This window comes from Gammaproteobacteria bacterium (genome assembly GCA_024235095.1).
GTDB lineage: Bacteria > Pseudomonadota > Gammaproteobacteria > Competibacterales > Competibacteraceae > UBA2383.
Window position 1 is genome coordinate 375,563 of sequence record JACKNC010000001.1, and the last position, 16,212, is coordinate 391,774.

General features: G+C 54.1%; 12 protein-coding genes. 2 read left to right on the top strand and 10 right to left on the bottom strand.

Going from position 1 to position 16,212, the window contains the following annotated elements; genetic code table 11:
• Positions 1–4: 4 nt before the first annotated feature.
• The 10 genes from H6973_01555 to H6973_01600 all read right to left on the bottom strand — a co-directional run bounded on the left by H6973_01555 (position 5) and on the right by H6973_01600 (position 14,032).
• Positions 5–2,497, bottom strand: a complete 2,493-nt coding sequence (locus tag H6973_01555; GenBank protein MCP5124353.1) for a glycosyltransferase family 4 protein — start codon at positions 2,495–2,497, stop codon at positions 5–7.
• The gene (locus tag H6973_01560; GenBank protein ID MCP5124354.1) at positions 2,494–3,360 is read right to left on the bottom strand and encodes a hypothetical protein; all 867 of its coding nucleotides are present in this window, start codon (positions 3,358–3,360) and stop codon (positions 2,494–2,496) included. Before H6973_01560 ends, H6973_01555 begins: the two co-directional genes overlap by 4 nt.
• Complete coding sequence (locus H6973_01565) at positions 3,357–4,385, bottom strand: glycosyltransferase family 4 protein (protein ID MCP5124355.1); 1,029 nt, start codon at positions 4,383–4,385, stop codon at positions 3,357–3,359. The genes H6973_01560 and H6973_01565 overlap by 4 nt, the downstream gene beginning before the upstream one ends.
• On the bottom strand, positions 4,382–6,847 hold the full coding sequence (locus tag H6973_01570) for a DUF4214 domain-containing protein (protein ID MCP5124356.1): 2,466 nt from the start codon (positions 6,845–6,847) through the stop codon (positions 4,382–4,384). The genes H6973_01565 and H6973_01570 overlap by 4 nt, the downstream gene beginning before the upstream one ends.
• A gap of 77 nt (positions 6,848–6,924) precedes the next feature.
• Positions 6,925–7,650 (bottom strand): class I SAM-dependent methyltransferase, encoded by a 726-nt coding sequence (locus H6973_01575; GenBank protein ID MCP5124357.1) that lies wholly within the window; start codon positions 7,648–7,650, stop codon positions 6,925–6,927.
• On the bottom strand, positions 7,647–9,824 hold the full coding sequence (locus H6973_01580) for an acyltransferase (GenBank protein MCP5124358.1): 2,178 nt from the start codon (positions 9,822–9,824) through the stop codon (positions 7,647–7,649). The genes H6973_01575 and H6973_01580 overlap by 4 nt, the downstream gene beginning before the upstream one ends.
• Positions 9,825–9,826: 2 nt before the next feature.
• Positions 9,827–11,713 (bottom strand): hypothetical protein, encoded by a 1,887-nt coding sequence (locus H6973_01585; protein ID MCP5124359.1) that lies wholly within the window; start codon positions 11,711–11,713, stop codon positions 9,827–9,829.
• Positions 11,710–12,066: a hypothetical protein gene (locus tag H6973_01590; protein ID MCP5124360.1), complete on the bottom strand. Its 357-nt coding sequence runs from the start codon at positions 12,064–12,066 to the stop codon at positions 11,710–11,712. The genes H6973_01585 and H6973_01590 overlap by 4 nt, the downstream gene beginning before the upstream one ends.
• Positions 12,057–13,007, bottom strand: coding sequence for a flippase-like domain-containing protein (locus tag H6973_01595; protein ID MCP5124361.1), 951 nt, complete (start codon positions 13,005–13,007; stop codon positions 12,057–12,059). Before H6973_01595 ends, H6973_01590 begins: the two co-directional genes overlap by 10 nt.
• 56 nt (positions 13,008–13,063) lie before the next feature.
• A complete protein-coding gene (locus tag H6973_01600) occupies positions 13,064–14,032 on the bottom strand; it encodes a glycosyltransferase family 2 protein (GenBank protein MCP5124362.1) in 969 nt (322 codons plus the stop codon).
• Between the two features lie 74 nt (positions 14,033–14,106).
• On the opposite strand from H6973_01600, the gene H6973_01605 reads away from it, so the two are divergent.
• Positions 14,107–14,910 carry an ABC transporter permease gene (locus H6973_01605; protein MCP5124363.1) on the top strand — a complete coding sequence of 268 codons (804 nt, stop codon included), beginning with the start codon at positions 14,107–14,109 and terminating at the stop codon, positions 14,908–14,910.
• Complete coding sequence (locus H6973_01610) at positions 14,910–16,130, top strand: ABC transporter ATP-binding protein (protein MCP5124364.1); 1,221 nt, start codon at positions 14,910–14,912, stop codon at positions 16,128–16,130. Before H6973_01605 ends, H6973_01610 begins: the two co-directional genes overlap by 1 nt.
• The last annotated feature ends 82 nt before the right edge of the window (positions 16,131–16,212 follow it).

Sequence of the window (16,212 nt, forward strand, 5' to 3'; positions counted from 1 at the left end):
ATAATTAAGACAATCCAGCCTGGGCAATAAATCCCTCGGCGATCACCTGCCAGTCGAAGCGCGCAACCACATATTGCCGTGTGGCTTCAATGCGCTGCTCCCGATCGGCCTCTGGCTCGGTACGCAAGGCGTCCAGCGCGGCAGCCAAGTCCACCGGTTCCGCGAACGTTACCTGCTCCGAGGTCAAATCCAGCCCGCGCGCGCCAAATCCGGTCGTGATCACCGGCACTCCAGCCGCCAGATAATCCAACATCTTTAAATTGGTCCCGGAACCCGAAGTTATTGGATTCAGGGCGACATCGACCACGCTAAGCAGCGTATCTTTCATTGTATCGTCCACAACGCCCAGCAAGGCCAGATTAGGCGGCGCAGATCGCCCCTGGAAGGCCAGACCCGCGCTACCGACAACCAGGAATCGCCACTCTGGCCGCGCTGTCGCCAATTCCAGCAGAGATTCCACCGCCTCCAGATTGGGGCCATGCCAACTGCCCATGAACAGCGCAGTGAATGCGTCCGCCAACCCCAGCCGCCGCTGCGCCAACCGCCGCTGTGCCAATGGCGTATAACTGACCGATGCCAAGTCGACGCCATTGGCTACCTCGATCAATCGTGCTGGATCAGCGCCATACAGACGTTGCAAGGTCTCCCCGTCCCGCTCAGCGCAGACCAGGATCAACTGGCTTTCGGCGCAACACTGGGCTTCCAGTTCACGAACCCCTTCCAATAGCGCCCGACCCTGGGTGTTGTCGGGCAAAATCTCGCGCTTGAGCTGCCATTCCACATCCTGCGCTTCGTACCACAATGGCCGCTCGCCGGCTTCCCGCAGGGCTGGCAACAGGTAGGGATGACAGGCCACCACGACATCGGCTCCCGCTACCGAGCGCGCCAGCGCCCGACCGTAGGCCGGAGTTCGCTGATAGAGTTCGGGCATGGTCACATCGCCCACGGGAATATTGCCGACTTCGCCAGCCATTTGCCCCTCTGCGTCCCGGTGCGTCCGGCTCTTGGGCACACGGATTTCCCGCAATCCTGGGGCGATTTCCCGATCCAGCGGCGGTTCGCCGTACTCAGTGAACGTCACCAAATCCACATCACAGACTTTGGCCAAATGACGATAGAGATGATAGACCCGGCTTTGCCCGCCGCCACGGGGCGGGAATACGGGAAAGGTGGTGGCGACAGTCAGCTTGTGGCGATGTCCATTTTCTTTTACCAGAAAGGGGGCAGGAGGAATTTTTGTTTCCTCCTTTGACAAAGGGAGGCCAGGGGGGATTTCTCCCAGCAAAGTCGCCGCCACCCGCTCCCAGCAAATCGCCTGAACCCGACGCCAACCCTGTTCGCCCAGCCGCTGGGCCTCATCCTGATGAGTCGCCAGAAAAGTGATGCGCTCCGCCAGTGCTTCCGGTTCAGGCGCCACCGAGTAGCCAGTTTCGCCATCCACAACCAATTCATTCGGCCCACCGGCATCTAAGGCGGTCAACACCGGCTTGCCGCTAAGCATGGCTTCCAGAGTCACCAGGCCAAAATCTTCCCGGTCTGGCACATACGGCACGGCCAGTGCCTGAGCGTAATAACGCACCACCTCGTCATCATTGACGAAACCAGGAAACTCAATGCGTGGATCATCCCCCGCCAAAGCCCTCAACCGCGCCTCATCAGGACCGGTTCCAGCAATTTTCAGCTTAATCGGAACCTCGACTCGGCGCATGGCCTCGACCAACAAATCAAGGCGCTTGGGCCGATCCAGCCGACTCACGGTAAACAAATACGGCTCCCGTGGGAGAGGGTCAGAGTGGAAGGGGAGAGCAGCGCTAGGGAGGATTCTGGCCCCCCTCTTTGACAAAGGGGGGTTAGGGGGAATTTTCAGCAACGATGGCGGATAAGCGACCGCCACCTCGACATCTGAGGGAAAGTAACCGGTCCGGCCCGCCACCGTGCGCGAAATCGCGGCATAACGGCAAACTGCGCCAGGCGCTAATCCGACTCCATCCAGAAAATGCACTACCGTCCGCGCCAGCGGACCGGGAAAGGCCAGCAATTCCGGCGGATACTGATCGCGCTGCTCGATCAATCGCTCAGCCCGCTCGAATACCTCGGTCAGCGCCGCCCGCTCCCCAGGGTAACGCTCCAGCACCGCCAGCAATCGCCCCAGTTCCCCATCATGCGGCCCCGGCACAGCCAGCAGCCAACCTTCCGGATAGGTGTCATACAAGCCACGCAGGGGATGCAGCATATAACAGACGTGCTGCTCGTGCTGGACCATCCAGGACGGGTACTTGGTGCTGATTATTCGATCAAAATGGTTCAGATCAAGTTGGGAAAACGCCTGATAGCTGGCCAGAACCTCTGCAAAATCGCCCTCCCGACAAGGCAATTTAATCAATTCGGCCCGGTGGGAAGTGCGCTGATTCAAATAATCCAGCAATCCCCAGAACAGCTTTTCCGCTCCGCCGATGGCAAACGGCGCTGGACTGGGCGCAATGATCGCAATATTCATCGGCGAGTGGCGACCAAGGCGAAACGGACGTAGTTGCTCGGATGCAGCTCGGACGCATTGCGAATCCAGAAATAATCGAAGGTAAACGCTTCGGCGACCGGCTCGGCAATGCGCTCTATAAAAGAACGCGGGCTGTAAAACCGGCCATGCCGGTTACCCCAGCCCTCGGCGGCAAACAGGCGCGCACCCGGATCGAACGGCACGGCGTGAACAGCGCTGTAGGTTGGATCGGTCTGAACCGCCGGTTCATGGTATAAATAGAAGGGAATCACACATACCTTGCCGCCCGGCGCCAACACCCTAGCCAATTCGACGAACAACCGGCAGTCGGCGTCGCTCTCGAAATGCTCCAGACTACAGGTCAGCGCCGCTTTGGTGGCGAAACCGGCGGGGACTGGCATCGCGCAGGCATCGCCGCCAATCTGGTAACCGTGGATGCCCTCGGGATACATGATGTCCTGACTATAGCTGGAACAGCCCATCAACCGCCCCACGATCTCTGGCAAGGGCGAATGCTCGCTGGCCAAATCGACGAACACATCCTGCCGCTGGATTTGCAACAACTGAACGCATAAAAAATGTTCTAGGGTTTTCTCGGGACGGTTGCCGACATAATAGCCAGGATATCGCCCATCGTATTCGGCTTGCTGGTAATAGTTCTTATAATCCGCACCGTTCACGTTCAGAGGCGTCCATGACCAACCGCACTGCTCAGCCGTAGTCAGAATGCGCTCGACCTGCGCCGGCGAGGTATTGTCAATGCCGCCTTCAACGAGATCGAAGCCTTGTTCCCGGAACCATTGCACGGCTTCCGCATGAGATAGAGAACCGGTCGCGGGTTGATAGATGTAAGGGGTGCTCATAGCTGACTTCCCAATAATTGCTCCAGCACCCAATCCCATTTCATATTCAGGGACTGGTATTTTTCATAACCGGTTGCGCCCAGTGACGCAGCGACGCGCGGGCGGCTGGCCAGGAACTCAATGGCCTGGGCGATAGCCGCCGGATTCGGATCGACGACCAAGCCAGTCTGCTGATCGGTAATAAACTCCAGGGGACCGCCCGAATCGGTGCAGGTGATCACCGGCTTGGCGGACAACATCGCCTCCAGAGTCACATAACCATAATCTTCGTCGTAAGGACCATAAAACACGCCGAGACAATGGGCGTACAGGGATTGCAATTCCTGTTCGGTGATCGCCCCCAACAACCGCACCCGATCGCCTAGCCTGTGTTGTTCGATCAGTTCAGCGTAACGGATCATCTCGCCACCAGCGCCAGCAATCAACGCAGCTACCGGTGAGCGAACCTGGGCCATTGCTTCGATCAATAGTGACTGCCGCTTGAGTTTTTCCAGCCGGCTGGGAAAAAAGATGTAGGGTAGAGCTTCCGCCCGGTAGAATCGTTCCGGATGCAATGGCGGTGGATACAGCGCGCGCGATTCCAGGCCATTGAACCGCCGCAAGCGGGCGCAAACATTCTCGGCGATCGTAAAACGCTGGGAAATGCGCCCCAAATACGCGCTGTCTCGTTGCCGAATCTCATCGCGCAAAACTACTGACAGTGGGCCATCGTCCCGCCACAGATCGTAGGCGACCCGGTGCTGATGCAACAGCCACAGCCGTTGATTGGGGTGCTGGAGATAGTAAGCGGGAAATTTCAGACCGATCACTACATCCGGCGAATGACCGTTGAGCCGGGTAAAATCTTCGGTTTCCCAGGCCGTCATTGCTCGGGCCACTTCATGGTCGGGAGCGAAACGGAATGGCATTGACACGATTTCCGCCTGGTGATCCGCCGCGCGACAAGCGGCGAGCAGGCCCTCGGCGAGCAATTCAGCGCCACCGCGAATGAAGGGCGCTTGGACCGTGGCAATAGCAATTTTCACGGTTTATGTCCAATCACCGCATAATCCTGCGGACCGCAAAATACTTCATTCAACCAACTCGTCACCTGGGACTGTCCACCTTCGACGCTGAATCGCTGATGTTCGGGATAAGGATTCAAACGCATAATCTCCACCGGCGTCCATCCGCGTCCTTCCAGCAAAAAGCTGGATAGCAGCGGCGGCAGCGGATTACGGTGAGTGGGATCGAAATAGAAGTTGTAGGCGCTAACCATCAGATTTTCCGGGTTGGGGGTCTCGAAAATGACGATCCCGCCCGGACGCACCGTGCGTAGCGCCTCATCCAATACTCCGACCAGAACCGCCAGCGGCAGATGCTCAATGATATGCAGGCCGGTCACCGCCCCCAGACTGCCATCGGGCAAGGCGCGCAAACAGGCCAGGGCTTCAGCCTCATCCACTATTAATCCTCGCTCTCGACACTCCGCCACCATGGTCCGGTTGAGATCGATGCCGCGCGCTACAAAACCCTCCTGCGTCAACAGCTCCAGCCACTCGCCGCGCCCACAACCGAGATCCAGAATGGGATGACCTTCCAGCCCGGCTCCGGTCTGACGCAAATAGGGCAGGTAAAGCTGTAATCGTTGCTGGATATCGGTTCGCGCACCACGGAAATGATCCTCAAAGCTGACGTAAAGGGCATCCATAAGATGATCCTGCTCTCGCGCCAGAGTGGCGAGTTGCTGTTCATCCAGGGGCGCTGGCAAACGCTTGCGCGCTTCTTCCAATAATAAACCCAATCGACGCTGTTGATCGGCCAGGTTGCGCTGATAGGTCAACAGTCGTTGATGCATCTGGTTCAGTTCCTGCCGAGTCCGATCCTGAAATGCCTGATGCATCTGTGTCAGATCGACGGCATCCGCTTTGCCCGCTAAAACCTGCCAAGCTTCATCCAGATGCGCCACCTCAGCCTTGCCCGCCAGCACCCGCCAGGCTTCATCCAAATGCGCCGCCTCGGCTTTGCCCGCCAACGCCCGCCAGGCTTCATCAAGATGGGTGGCTTCAGCTTTATTGGCCAGCGCCCGCCAGACTTCGTCCAGATGCGCGACTTCAGCTTTACCGGTCAGGACCTGCCAGACTTCGTCCAGATGCGCGACTTCAGCTTTGCCGGCCAGGGTCTGCCAGGCCTCGTCCAGATGCGCGGCTTCAGCTTTGCCGGCCAGCGTCTGGCGCATTTCGGCTAAATCAGCGACACTCGCCCTGTCTCGTTCCAACCCACGCAAACTTTGTTGCAAGTCAAGCCACTCGCCGCCATTCGCCTTGGCGTCGGCCAGCCACTTGATTTGGATCAGTTCGTTTGCCAGTTCCCGTACTCCCTGTTTGACCTGCGCTAATTCCAGATTCACAACTTGGAGATCAGCCACCCGCTGGATTAGAGCCAGTTCCTGGGCAAGATGCTGCCGGTTCTTAGCCTCCTGCGCTTGGCTCCAATCATCGCGCGCTTCCAGCCAGCGCAAGCGGGTAATCAAATGTCGGGGACGTAAAATCAGGGTAGCCAGCGCCAATACACTTCCAATCACTGGCAGGCGATAGGCAGTTTGCAACATGAACGGCAGCCGCAGACCACGCACAGTCACGCCAACCCGGTGACCTTCTGGGCTGTACCGCAACTGCCCCAGAATTTCGATCTTTGTAGATCTTCCGCTCCGCAGTTGTTCTAGATGATGGCGTTTACCTGCGGTATCCGGCTCCCGGCGCAGCAACGCGCGATACGCATGGTCCACGAAGGTCTCGTCCAGCGGTTCCAGTAATTCCGGCAACCCATACGACGCTCTCTCTTCAGCCCGGGAAGTGTTCAGGTCAGGAAGAGCGCCTTCTTCCATCTTCGGCCAATCCGTCAACTCGACTGCAATGGCTCGCCCTTCGGATCCCAGCCGCAGTCCCTGAATGATGTCCATCCGGGTGCAAGCGCCACTGCGCAATTTTTCCAGATGATGTTCCCATCCGGCTGCATCCGGTTCACGGTGCAGCAGCGCCCGATAGACATTGCGCACGAACGCATCATCGCGGTATTGCAGCAATTCATCCAGCGTGTAGCGATCCCGGATCGGTAATTCCGCCGGCGACTCCAGCATGGGCGGATCTGGCAACCGCCATCTGGAAGGCGGCAATAAACCCTGCACCTCGACCCCAACCGCTTCACCCTCCGGTGAAAAACGCAGTTCTCGCAACAGATCAATCTTGTTGCATTCACCGTTGCGCAGACGGCTCAGGCGATCCTGCAAGCCGCCCGGATCCGGCTCCCGATGCAAAACACCCCAGTAGATCCCGGTCACAAACTCGGCATCATCGTGGCGCAGTAATTCCCCCAGTGAATAAAGCCACCGACGTGGGGCCGGTGCGGTTTCCGCCGGCGCAGCTTCTTGCTGACGCCGCGCGGCTTCTTCGCGAACCTTTTGAATTAACTGTTCAATGTCCAGACTGGAACTGCTCGATTCGATCACGCTTGACGAGTCCTCATGAGTTAAGGCTATCCGACAAAACCCTTAGCGGAGAAAAGTAGAGTCTGTATCCCTCCGGCTCACTCTCCTGCTACCTGTTGCCGGGTGGCGTGATCACTGAAAATCAGCAGCGTCGATTCCGGATAGGGCAGGCAGGGCGTCAGACCCCAAGTGTGCAAAGTTGGTTGGATGATTTGTCGTAACACTGCCTGATAGCGTCGCCGTCCGGCATTATCAAAGACGATCAGCCCCGGCGTATTTAATTGGCTCAATGCCTGGTGCAAGCACGCGACCCGCGCCCGGCCATCAATGACGATCACTTCATAGCGGTCGGGCGTTGCTGCAATCGCTGCGACATACTCCTGAAAATCCAGCTCCGCATAGCCTTTTCTCCCGGAGGAGCACTGTGGAGCCGCGCTAGGTTGTGGGGTGATCAGTTGACCCTCGATTTGGGAAAAACCAGCCAGATGTGGCTGGAAAATCTGCATCCAGTCCGGATCATGCTCGACAAACTGCACCTGAGCCGCACGTTGCGCCAACCATAAGGTGCTGGCCCCGGCACCGTATTCAAATACTTTAGCGCCAGGATGGAGCACCAGAAACCGCTCTACCAGCCGAGCGCTCGCAAACGTCCACCAGGGTTGCCCCAGCCGGATCAAATCTTCAACATCATAAATCGCCAAGAGCGAACGCAGCCACAATGCCCAGCGTTGATGCTCCATTCGGCGTTCCAGTGCCGCCAACACGCCACCCGACTCGGCATGGCGACGGAGAGTATGCATCAAATGCACATAAGCTGATTTCATATCCATTTCCTGGAGACTTCCTCATTGATGTCCACAGGATCAACTAACCGGCTATTCCTGTCAGTCTGATCAAAGGTCAAATTCGCATTAATCACTGGCGGGACCATCAGCGCAGTGGAATTTTCGAGCAGGCTGATGATAAATTTTTTGAAATCATCGTAAAGAAACATATTTCCATACCCACTGATATGATCGCCATCAAAAAAAAGCGGTTTCCCATCGATTGATGTCTTGCAGGTCTCACCAGGACAAAGGACTGGGAATGGATCCCAAATATGGATTCCTGGCGCTTGTTGGGCAATCTTCTCAAAAGATTCCATTACGGGCTTACGGTATTCCAGCAGATCGCTTCTCTGCATTTCCAGCCCAGGAAGACAAATCGGATTATTTTTATTAAACCAGTCCGAACATCGAAATGCAGGTGCGCGGAAAAGGGGTTTCGGAGCTTCAAAAATAACTTTAATTCCCTTGTCTTCAAGTGGTTTCAATAAATCAATGGCTTCCTGCACTGCCGAAGCACGCTCTTCATCCGAATGCTTATCCGACATGTGTGCCCTGATAATACCTTGTGGAAGCAAGGCCCATTGATCTCCCAAACGGACTAATCGTAACGATGACAAGAAGAGAATATCTCCGGGCTGTGCACGAATTTTAATATCATCAGAAACTGCTTCATAAAATTGTTGGCAATAGGCAGAATTCGCACTATGGCTATTGAAAAAACCGATATACGAACATCCTCCCTCAGTGTAAATAAGCACCTCAATGCCCATTTCCATGCTCAATCGTTTTAGCATTGAATAATAGGCACCCGTATGCGAATCGCCTACTGCAAATAGACGGATTTTTATTTTGCGATTACATTTTGGTGATAATTGCTGAAAAACACTGTCTTGAACCATTATATTACTAATGCTCAAAGGGCAATTAGTTTTACTAGATTCCCATTTGGATGATGCCGGATACCATAACGCTCTATCTTTAGTAACACTCAAAGACCATTCCCACTTATTTTGGAAAATGGCGTGACCCGCAAAATAACTAACAGCGACTACCGCAAGACCAGTCAATACTATGCCTGTCTCTGGCAGAGTTCGGAATATCGGCGAGTAACGAAATGGTCGTTCGATGAAGTAGTAAGAACCCGTCGCTAGAAGAAAGGTAAGCAACAGGACAATGATATAATCATCCATGGAGTCAATCCCTATCGTCCAACGAAACAAAACAATGATTGGCCAGTGCCAAAGATACAATGAATAAGAAATCCGGCCAATGAAAGTGACCCATTGATTACTCAGGCCATTCAAAATAAGACTGTTATCATGGTAGCGTAAAAAAAACAGCAGACCGGCTGTACCTAAAACAGGAAAAAGCGCCCAAGGGAAAGGAAAGTGATCAGTATGGGCAAAGATAAATCCAAGTAATATCAGTCCCAGAGAAGCAGCAACGCCCGTTTTCATCCACGGTCGGCCAAAGGAAGATAAGACACCAGGAAATTGTGAGGAAATCTGATAGAGAATCACACCAGAAGCCAATTCCCAGAACCGGGTGAAAATCATGTAATAAGCGAATGTTGCATCTCTTTTGGCAAACCACCATGCCAAAACAAGCGATAGAGCAGTTAGAATGAAGAATACCAGTGTAGATGCATACTTTCTTTGGTTTTCCTTGCCGACAACCCATAAGAAAAATAGTAGTGGAAAAACCAGATAAAACTGCTCTTCAACACCTAGTGACCATGTGTGAGTATAAGGATTAAAATCGGTTCTCGGTGAAAAATAGTCATCGTTTGTCTGAAATAATATCAAATTACTCAGGCCGAAAAACGCATACAGACCCGTTTTATCATTGGTATCACTAAGCCAACTGCTTGGAACAAACAAAGTCGATAAGAGGCTGGAAAATAATAGACAAATCATCAGCGCAGGTACAATACGCCGAATTCTTCGGGAGTAAAAACGGATTGCAAAGCGGATCAGGTTTAGATTTCCCTGTCGGTCCATCGAAGCGCTGACGACAAAGCCCGAGATCGCAAAAAAAACATCAACTCCAGAGAAACCTCCAGGCAACCATTCATGGTTCAAATGATAGGCAATCACCGAGAGGACGGCTAAAGCGCGAAGACCATCAATATAGGGAAGGTATTCCAGTGAGCCAGTCAATTTGCCAAGCATTGTTAACGGTCTTGATAAATTTGCAAGGCACCAAAACCCAATCCAAGGCGGCGTTCATCGTCGCCGATACCGAGATCCCTCGGACGAACCGGTTCGGGAACCTTGAAAACGAGCGTATCGGTAGGTACAGGCAGAGTAAACGCTAGCTTGTAGGTCTGGGGTCGCGCTTGGGCGGTAAAAATCGCCTGGGCAACACCCGCTGTCACCACAATCGGTGCGCCAACATTTGGACCGAACGCATGGATACCTATAATCAACGTAAATTGCTTGGGCAATGGCTGTTTAAAATGAAAAACTACTTGGTCAGAGTCGCTCCAGCAACCCCAGGATTCGTAATTATATAAGCCGGTGATCTCCGAAATAAAGCTGGAATTTACAGGTTGATTGAATTGTGCATGACCATAAAGTCTGACTCCATAAGGTGCCCCTCCTGCACACCCTTGCGCCGCAATGGCCTCCAGATAAGGTGTTGTTTCAAAACCACCCTTAGGTAATTGAATCGGATCGCAAGGTTCAAAGGGTTGCCAGCGAATGGTCTGCGGATTGTTGCCGATGATAGTGGCAACTCGTCGCTGGGGAGATAAAAGATAACTGATAACAGGATTAGTCCAAACCGAAGATATCTTTTGGAACTCTTCGCGACGGCCAAGTGGCAAGGCGGCAACGGCTTGATCAAACGGAATGAACCCCGCCTGATTCTGGAGCAGTGACCGGAAATCCCGGACATAATCGGTCCAGCGGGACAAACCAATGCTGTGGCTGCCCAAAATGCCTAGGGTCAGCACGACAATCAACACCAGATACAGCCGATCCTGCCAAGCGTATTGGATTGAGGGTTTGAAAATAGAGACTAAGACCAATGTTGCAAGCGGAACAGTCACCAAGGTTGCTTGGGCGCGGGCGGCAAACTGGGTATTCAGCCCATACCAGCGGACGTCGAATAGCAGCAGGATCAATAAAGCCAGCATTACCCCGCCTAACAGAAATGGAGCAACCCAGCGAACGAACCGCGTTTTCGGGAGCATCCCTCGTCCAGCATCGCGTAAATTATCAACAAAGACCCATAATAAAAGAATGGCTGCTAACAGTGACAACACGACGGCAGCATTGATTCCGTCCCAGTAAAGCCATTTCCATTCCAGCAACTGTGATAAAAATCCTGATCGGTTACCGATATCTCGGGGATAAAGGATCGCTATAAACTGGGTATAGCCGATGAACACGAACCAACCGGAGAGCAGCAGAAAAAGGACTCTCAGAAATCGGCTAGTGGCATTTTTAAATCGCCATAACGCCGCGATGATCAGAAATGGCGCCAGAAAGGACAGTGCCTCATGTAGATACAACGCTGGTAGCGCGATCACGGCGCACAATGTTACCGACCAAGCTGTTGTCGATCGGAATAGAATCAGATAAAACAGCATCCAGAAATAAGCGGCGGCGGGCGGCGCGTCAGTCACCGTCGGAAACCAGGATGCCAAGGCGCCAAACAGGTAGTGTAATAGGGGAAAAATAAAAAACGCCTTGTACTGATTTGGCAAAATCCAGTAACAGGATGATGTCAGGAGCAAGGGCAGTAGCAAGTTGCTCAGTCCCGCGATAATCATCAGCGCTTCAAGGTCATGCACCCCAAAACGCAGGGCTAGAATCACTGGTGTCTGTTGAAGCAACTGCACAGTTTGGCTGGTCGGCTCGATCGAGACGAAGTCGCTTCGGTTAATCACCCCAAACAGGTAATAGGCTCCATCCAGAAACAGGACGAGAAAATTCGCTGCCGCGATTGTGTGCATCGCCGCTGTCAAAATCAGTAACCCACCCGCTACCTTGGCAATATCCGCGGCAAACGACTCACGAAATGGCTGTTGTATCCCGACAAACCACGGATTCATGCTGGATGCCCAACGACCTGTTGCAAGATCGCGTGATCGCTAAAAATCAGTAAAGTGGATTCTGGGTAAGGCAGACAGGGCGTCAAACCCCAGGTAGGAATCGTCGGTAAGGTCAGTTGTTGCAATGCTGCGCGATAACGCCATCGTTCCGCATTATCAAAGACAATCAGCCTCGGTGTATTCAATCGGCTCAATGCCTGTTGCAGACAAATATCATAAGTCGCTAACAGTAACCGCAACCACAACCCTAATCGACGTTCACACCGCTGCTCCAGCGCCTCAAAAACTCCAACGCGTTGTGCGATTTGTCGAAGATCACGCATCAGATGCACATAGCTGGACTTCAAATCCATGACCACCCAGTTCCTCTCACTTTTCGTGCACTCCAACTCATGAGCGTCGCCAAGCCTGTAACCAACAATCCCATGACCACCAAAGCAATCAGTTGCGTCGCCGTCGCCGCCACTAAACCACTTTCCCAGCCCTCGCCTAGCGCCGCCAGTACGCCAGCCCAAGCCAGTTGTGGCGGCCCCAAACTGGCCAGACCGTTAATTGGCAACATAAACGCCACGGTCGCCGTCGCCGTCGCCAGGGTCGTCGTTACGAACGGCGCAGCCACCCCAAACGCCAGCGCTGCGGTATGAAACGCAGCGGTAATCAGTATCCAGAGCAACAGGCTGAGCAGCAAGGCCCGCCCGAGTTTTGCACTAGATAAACCCGCTAGACCCGCGCCGAGGTCCCGCCAGATTTGCTGGATTTTGGGCCAGCGCGCCAGTGTCGCATCAACCGCTGGTCGCTGGCGAAAGTAATGACCCACTCCAACCAAAATGGTCAATACTCCAACCGTGACCATCAGACCAGCGAAGCCCAGCCATCGCGCAAAATTCGTTCCGGGATGACCTTGAACCAGCAGAAGGATCGAAGCCCAACTCAGTAACCCAAGAACATCCAGCGCCCGAATTACGATCAGAACTCCCAGCCCCTTAGCCAGACCATCACCCTGATAACGTCGGATCAGCAAGGGCAGGGATAACTCGCCGAGTTTGATGGGTAACAGGGCGTTCAACAGATTATGCAACAAAGCAACCTGAGCGATTCCTGGTGACAGGCGAGCATCCATGACCACCGCCAGGCGCCAGGCGCGCAATATATAAGACAGGATTAGCGCCAGAGCCGTCCACAGCAGGAATGCTGGCGCCGCCGGCCAAAGCGCGCCTTTGAGTTTTCCGACTTCGCTGATCGAGACGGCGATGAAGAGCGAGAGCAGCGAAACGCCAGCAGCGACGCCCAGCAACCATTCTCGCCTACCCCAACTTTTATCCTTCAGGGAAGCAGGGACCTTTTGCCCATTCAACATAACGGCGGCAAGGGCGCGTCAGTCTCGAAGCCGCGTTCTTCAGCGATTAACGAGGTCAAGCGTCGGTCTTCAGTACGATTGAGGATTAATTCCGCCAGTAACCCTAGTGACAGCAACTGCACGGACAGAATGACCAAAAGAATGCCCAGAAATAGCAGGGGCCGGTTACCGATTGGCGCATCGCCCACCAACCAGAGTCCGGTGAGATAAAACAGGATCAGCGATCCGGCCAGGCCCAGAATGATGCCAATACCGCCAAATAAATGGCCGGGCCGCCGACCGTAACGAGTGATCAACAACACGGTGAGCAAATCGAGAAACCCACGGGCATACCGCTCGAACCCGTATTTGGACTGGCCAGCTTTGCGCGGATGATGCAAGACAGCAACTTCGCCAATCTTGTAGCCTTGGTTGTGCGCCAGCACCGGAATATAGCGATGCAACTCGCCGTAGAGGGAAATGTTCTGGTAAACCTCGGCGCGGGCCGCCTTGAATCCGCAATTGAAGTCCCGAAGGCGAATGCCGGTCAGCATCCGGGTGATCTTGTTGAAAAATCGGGAAGGCAAGGTCTTGGAAACCGGGTCCCGGCGATTTTCCTTCCACCCTGAAACCAGGTCATCGCCTTCATCGAGTTTCTGCAAAAATTTCGGAATTTCTCGGGGATCATCCTGAAGATCGGCGTCCATAGTGATAATGATTTCGCCCATCGCGCGATGGCTAGCCAACGCCAACGCGGTCGCCTTGCCAAAATTGCGGCGCAACCGCAACCCTCGGATGTGCGCGTCTCCCTGACTCAGCTCATGGATAATAGACCAGGAATGATCGGTGCTGCCATCATCCACAAAGAGGATTTCAAAGCCTTTATCCAAATCGCCCAACACGGTTTTGATTTGCTCAGCCAGTTCGCCAAGGGTATTTTCTTCATTAAAAACCGGGATCAGGATGCTAATGCTCGGAGTCACGCGGGGTTCCTTTATGAAAAATCATACTACATTGGTTATAATGACACACTTGCCCCGAAATGATAAGGAAGCTAATGATTCAAAGCGTGATGTTCCGCTCCCTGTGGGCGTATCGGGGTTTCATCCTGGCCAATGTGCGCCGGGAATTCCAACAGCGTTATACCCATTCCCTGTTGGGTGGGTTGTGGGCGGTGCTGAATCCGCTGACGCTGATTGTGATCTACACGGTGATTTTCGCCGGGATCATGCACCCCCGACTGGCGGGTCAGGAAGACCAGACCTTCGCCTACAGCGTGTACCTGTGCGCGGGTTTATTGCCGTGGATGGCCTTTGCCGATCTGGTTAGCCGGATGCAGAATGTTTTTCTCCAGTATGGCAACCTGATCAAGAAATCCAGCTTTCCCCGTTCTTGCTTGCCCGTCATCGTGGCTCTGTCGGTGCTAATCGACTTCGGCATTGTATTCACTCTGTATCTGGTGTTTCTACTACTCGTTGACCACTTTCCAGGTTGGACAGTGTTGGCGTTTCTACCGGTTTTTCTGATTCAACTGATTTTCAGCCTCGGCCTGGGGTTGCTGACGGCAACGCTGAATGTGTTTTTTCGCGATGTCGGCCAATTCGTCGGCGTGGTCCTGCAATTCGGCTTCTGGTTGACGCCGATTGTGTATAGCGCCAGCATCCTGCCGGAAGCGGTGCGAGCGCTGCTGTGGTTGAACCCGCTCTATCCGCTGACTGCAGCCTATCAGCGCATTTTCCTGAATCACGCGCTGCCAGAGTGGACAGGATTGTTCGGCGTCGCGGCGCTGGCGTTAACCCTGCTGCTCCTGGCGGGCCGGCTGTTTTTAAACCGAGTCGGCGAAATTGTGGATGAACTGTGATGGGAAAACTGGTTATCAATAACATCGGCAAGGCCTATAAGCGCTACCCGAACCGCTGGTCGCGGTTGCTGGAATGGTCGGACCCGCACGGTCGCCCGCGACACGAAGCCCACTGGGTGTTACGCGGCGTGAGCTTCGAGGTGGCGCCTGGCGAATCGGTAGGAATCATTGGCGCTAACGGCGCGGGCAAGAGCACTCTGTTAAAGATCATCACGGGCACGACCCAGCCGAGCCAAGGTTCGGTTGAGGTGAGAGGCCAGATAGCCGCACTGCTAGAACTGGGGATGGGCTTTCACCCGGACTTCACTGGACGGCAGAATGTACTGATGGCCGGGCAACTGCTTGGACTCTCTGTCGCAGAAATCACCGCACAGATGCCAGCGATCGAGGATTTTGCGGAAATCGGCGACTATATCGACCAGCCGGTGCGAACCTACTCCAGCGGCATGCAGGTGCGCTTGGCGTTCAGCGTAGCGACCACCATCCGCCCTGATATTTTGATCGTCGATGAAGCCCTGTCCGTAGGCGATCTTTACTTTCAACACAAAAGCTTTGAACGGATTCGTCAATTCCGCGATCAGGACACTACCCTGCTGTTTGTCTCGCACAGCCCAGGAGCGATAAAAACTTTGTGCAACCGCGCTATCCTGCTCGACCAGGGAATCATGGTCCGCGATGGCTCGCCAGATGTAGTGCTGGATTATTACAACGCGATCATTGCTAAGCAGGAGGTCGATCAGCATATTCGCCAGGTCGAATCGGAAACCCGGAAAAACACCATCCGCTCCGGCAATCAGGCCGCCGTGATTGAAAGGGTAGATATGATATTGGATGGTCAGAGTGTGCGGGCTGTGCAAATCGGCGAGGCGGTGCGTTTCCGGATTGATTGCGTTATCCATCAGGATCTGGAGGAATTGACGGTCGGTTTTCTAATCCGGGATCAGTTGGGCAATGACGTGTTTGGCACCAATACCTGGTATCTGGGTTCCAGCCGGCGTGGATTGAAAGGAGGTGATCGCTGCTGTTTGGAGTTCGAATTTCCCGAGTTCAATCTGGGCGTGGGTAATTACAGTGTGACCTTTGCGCTGCACAGCGGTCATGCGCACGTCAGCAATAATTATGACTGGTGGAATCAGGCCCTGGTATTGCAAGTAGTGCCAGGCAGCAGCTTCCGGGCAACCGGGGTAGGGTATTTGCCAACCTTGAGCCATTGGATTTAACCTGCTGTCAGCTTAAAAACAGGAACTTTCGCCTGCTATGGAATCCACGCGCCTACTGTTACAATTCGCTTTTGAGAATTTT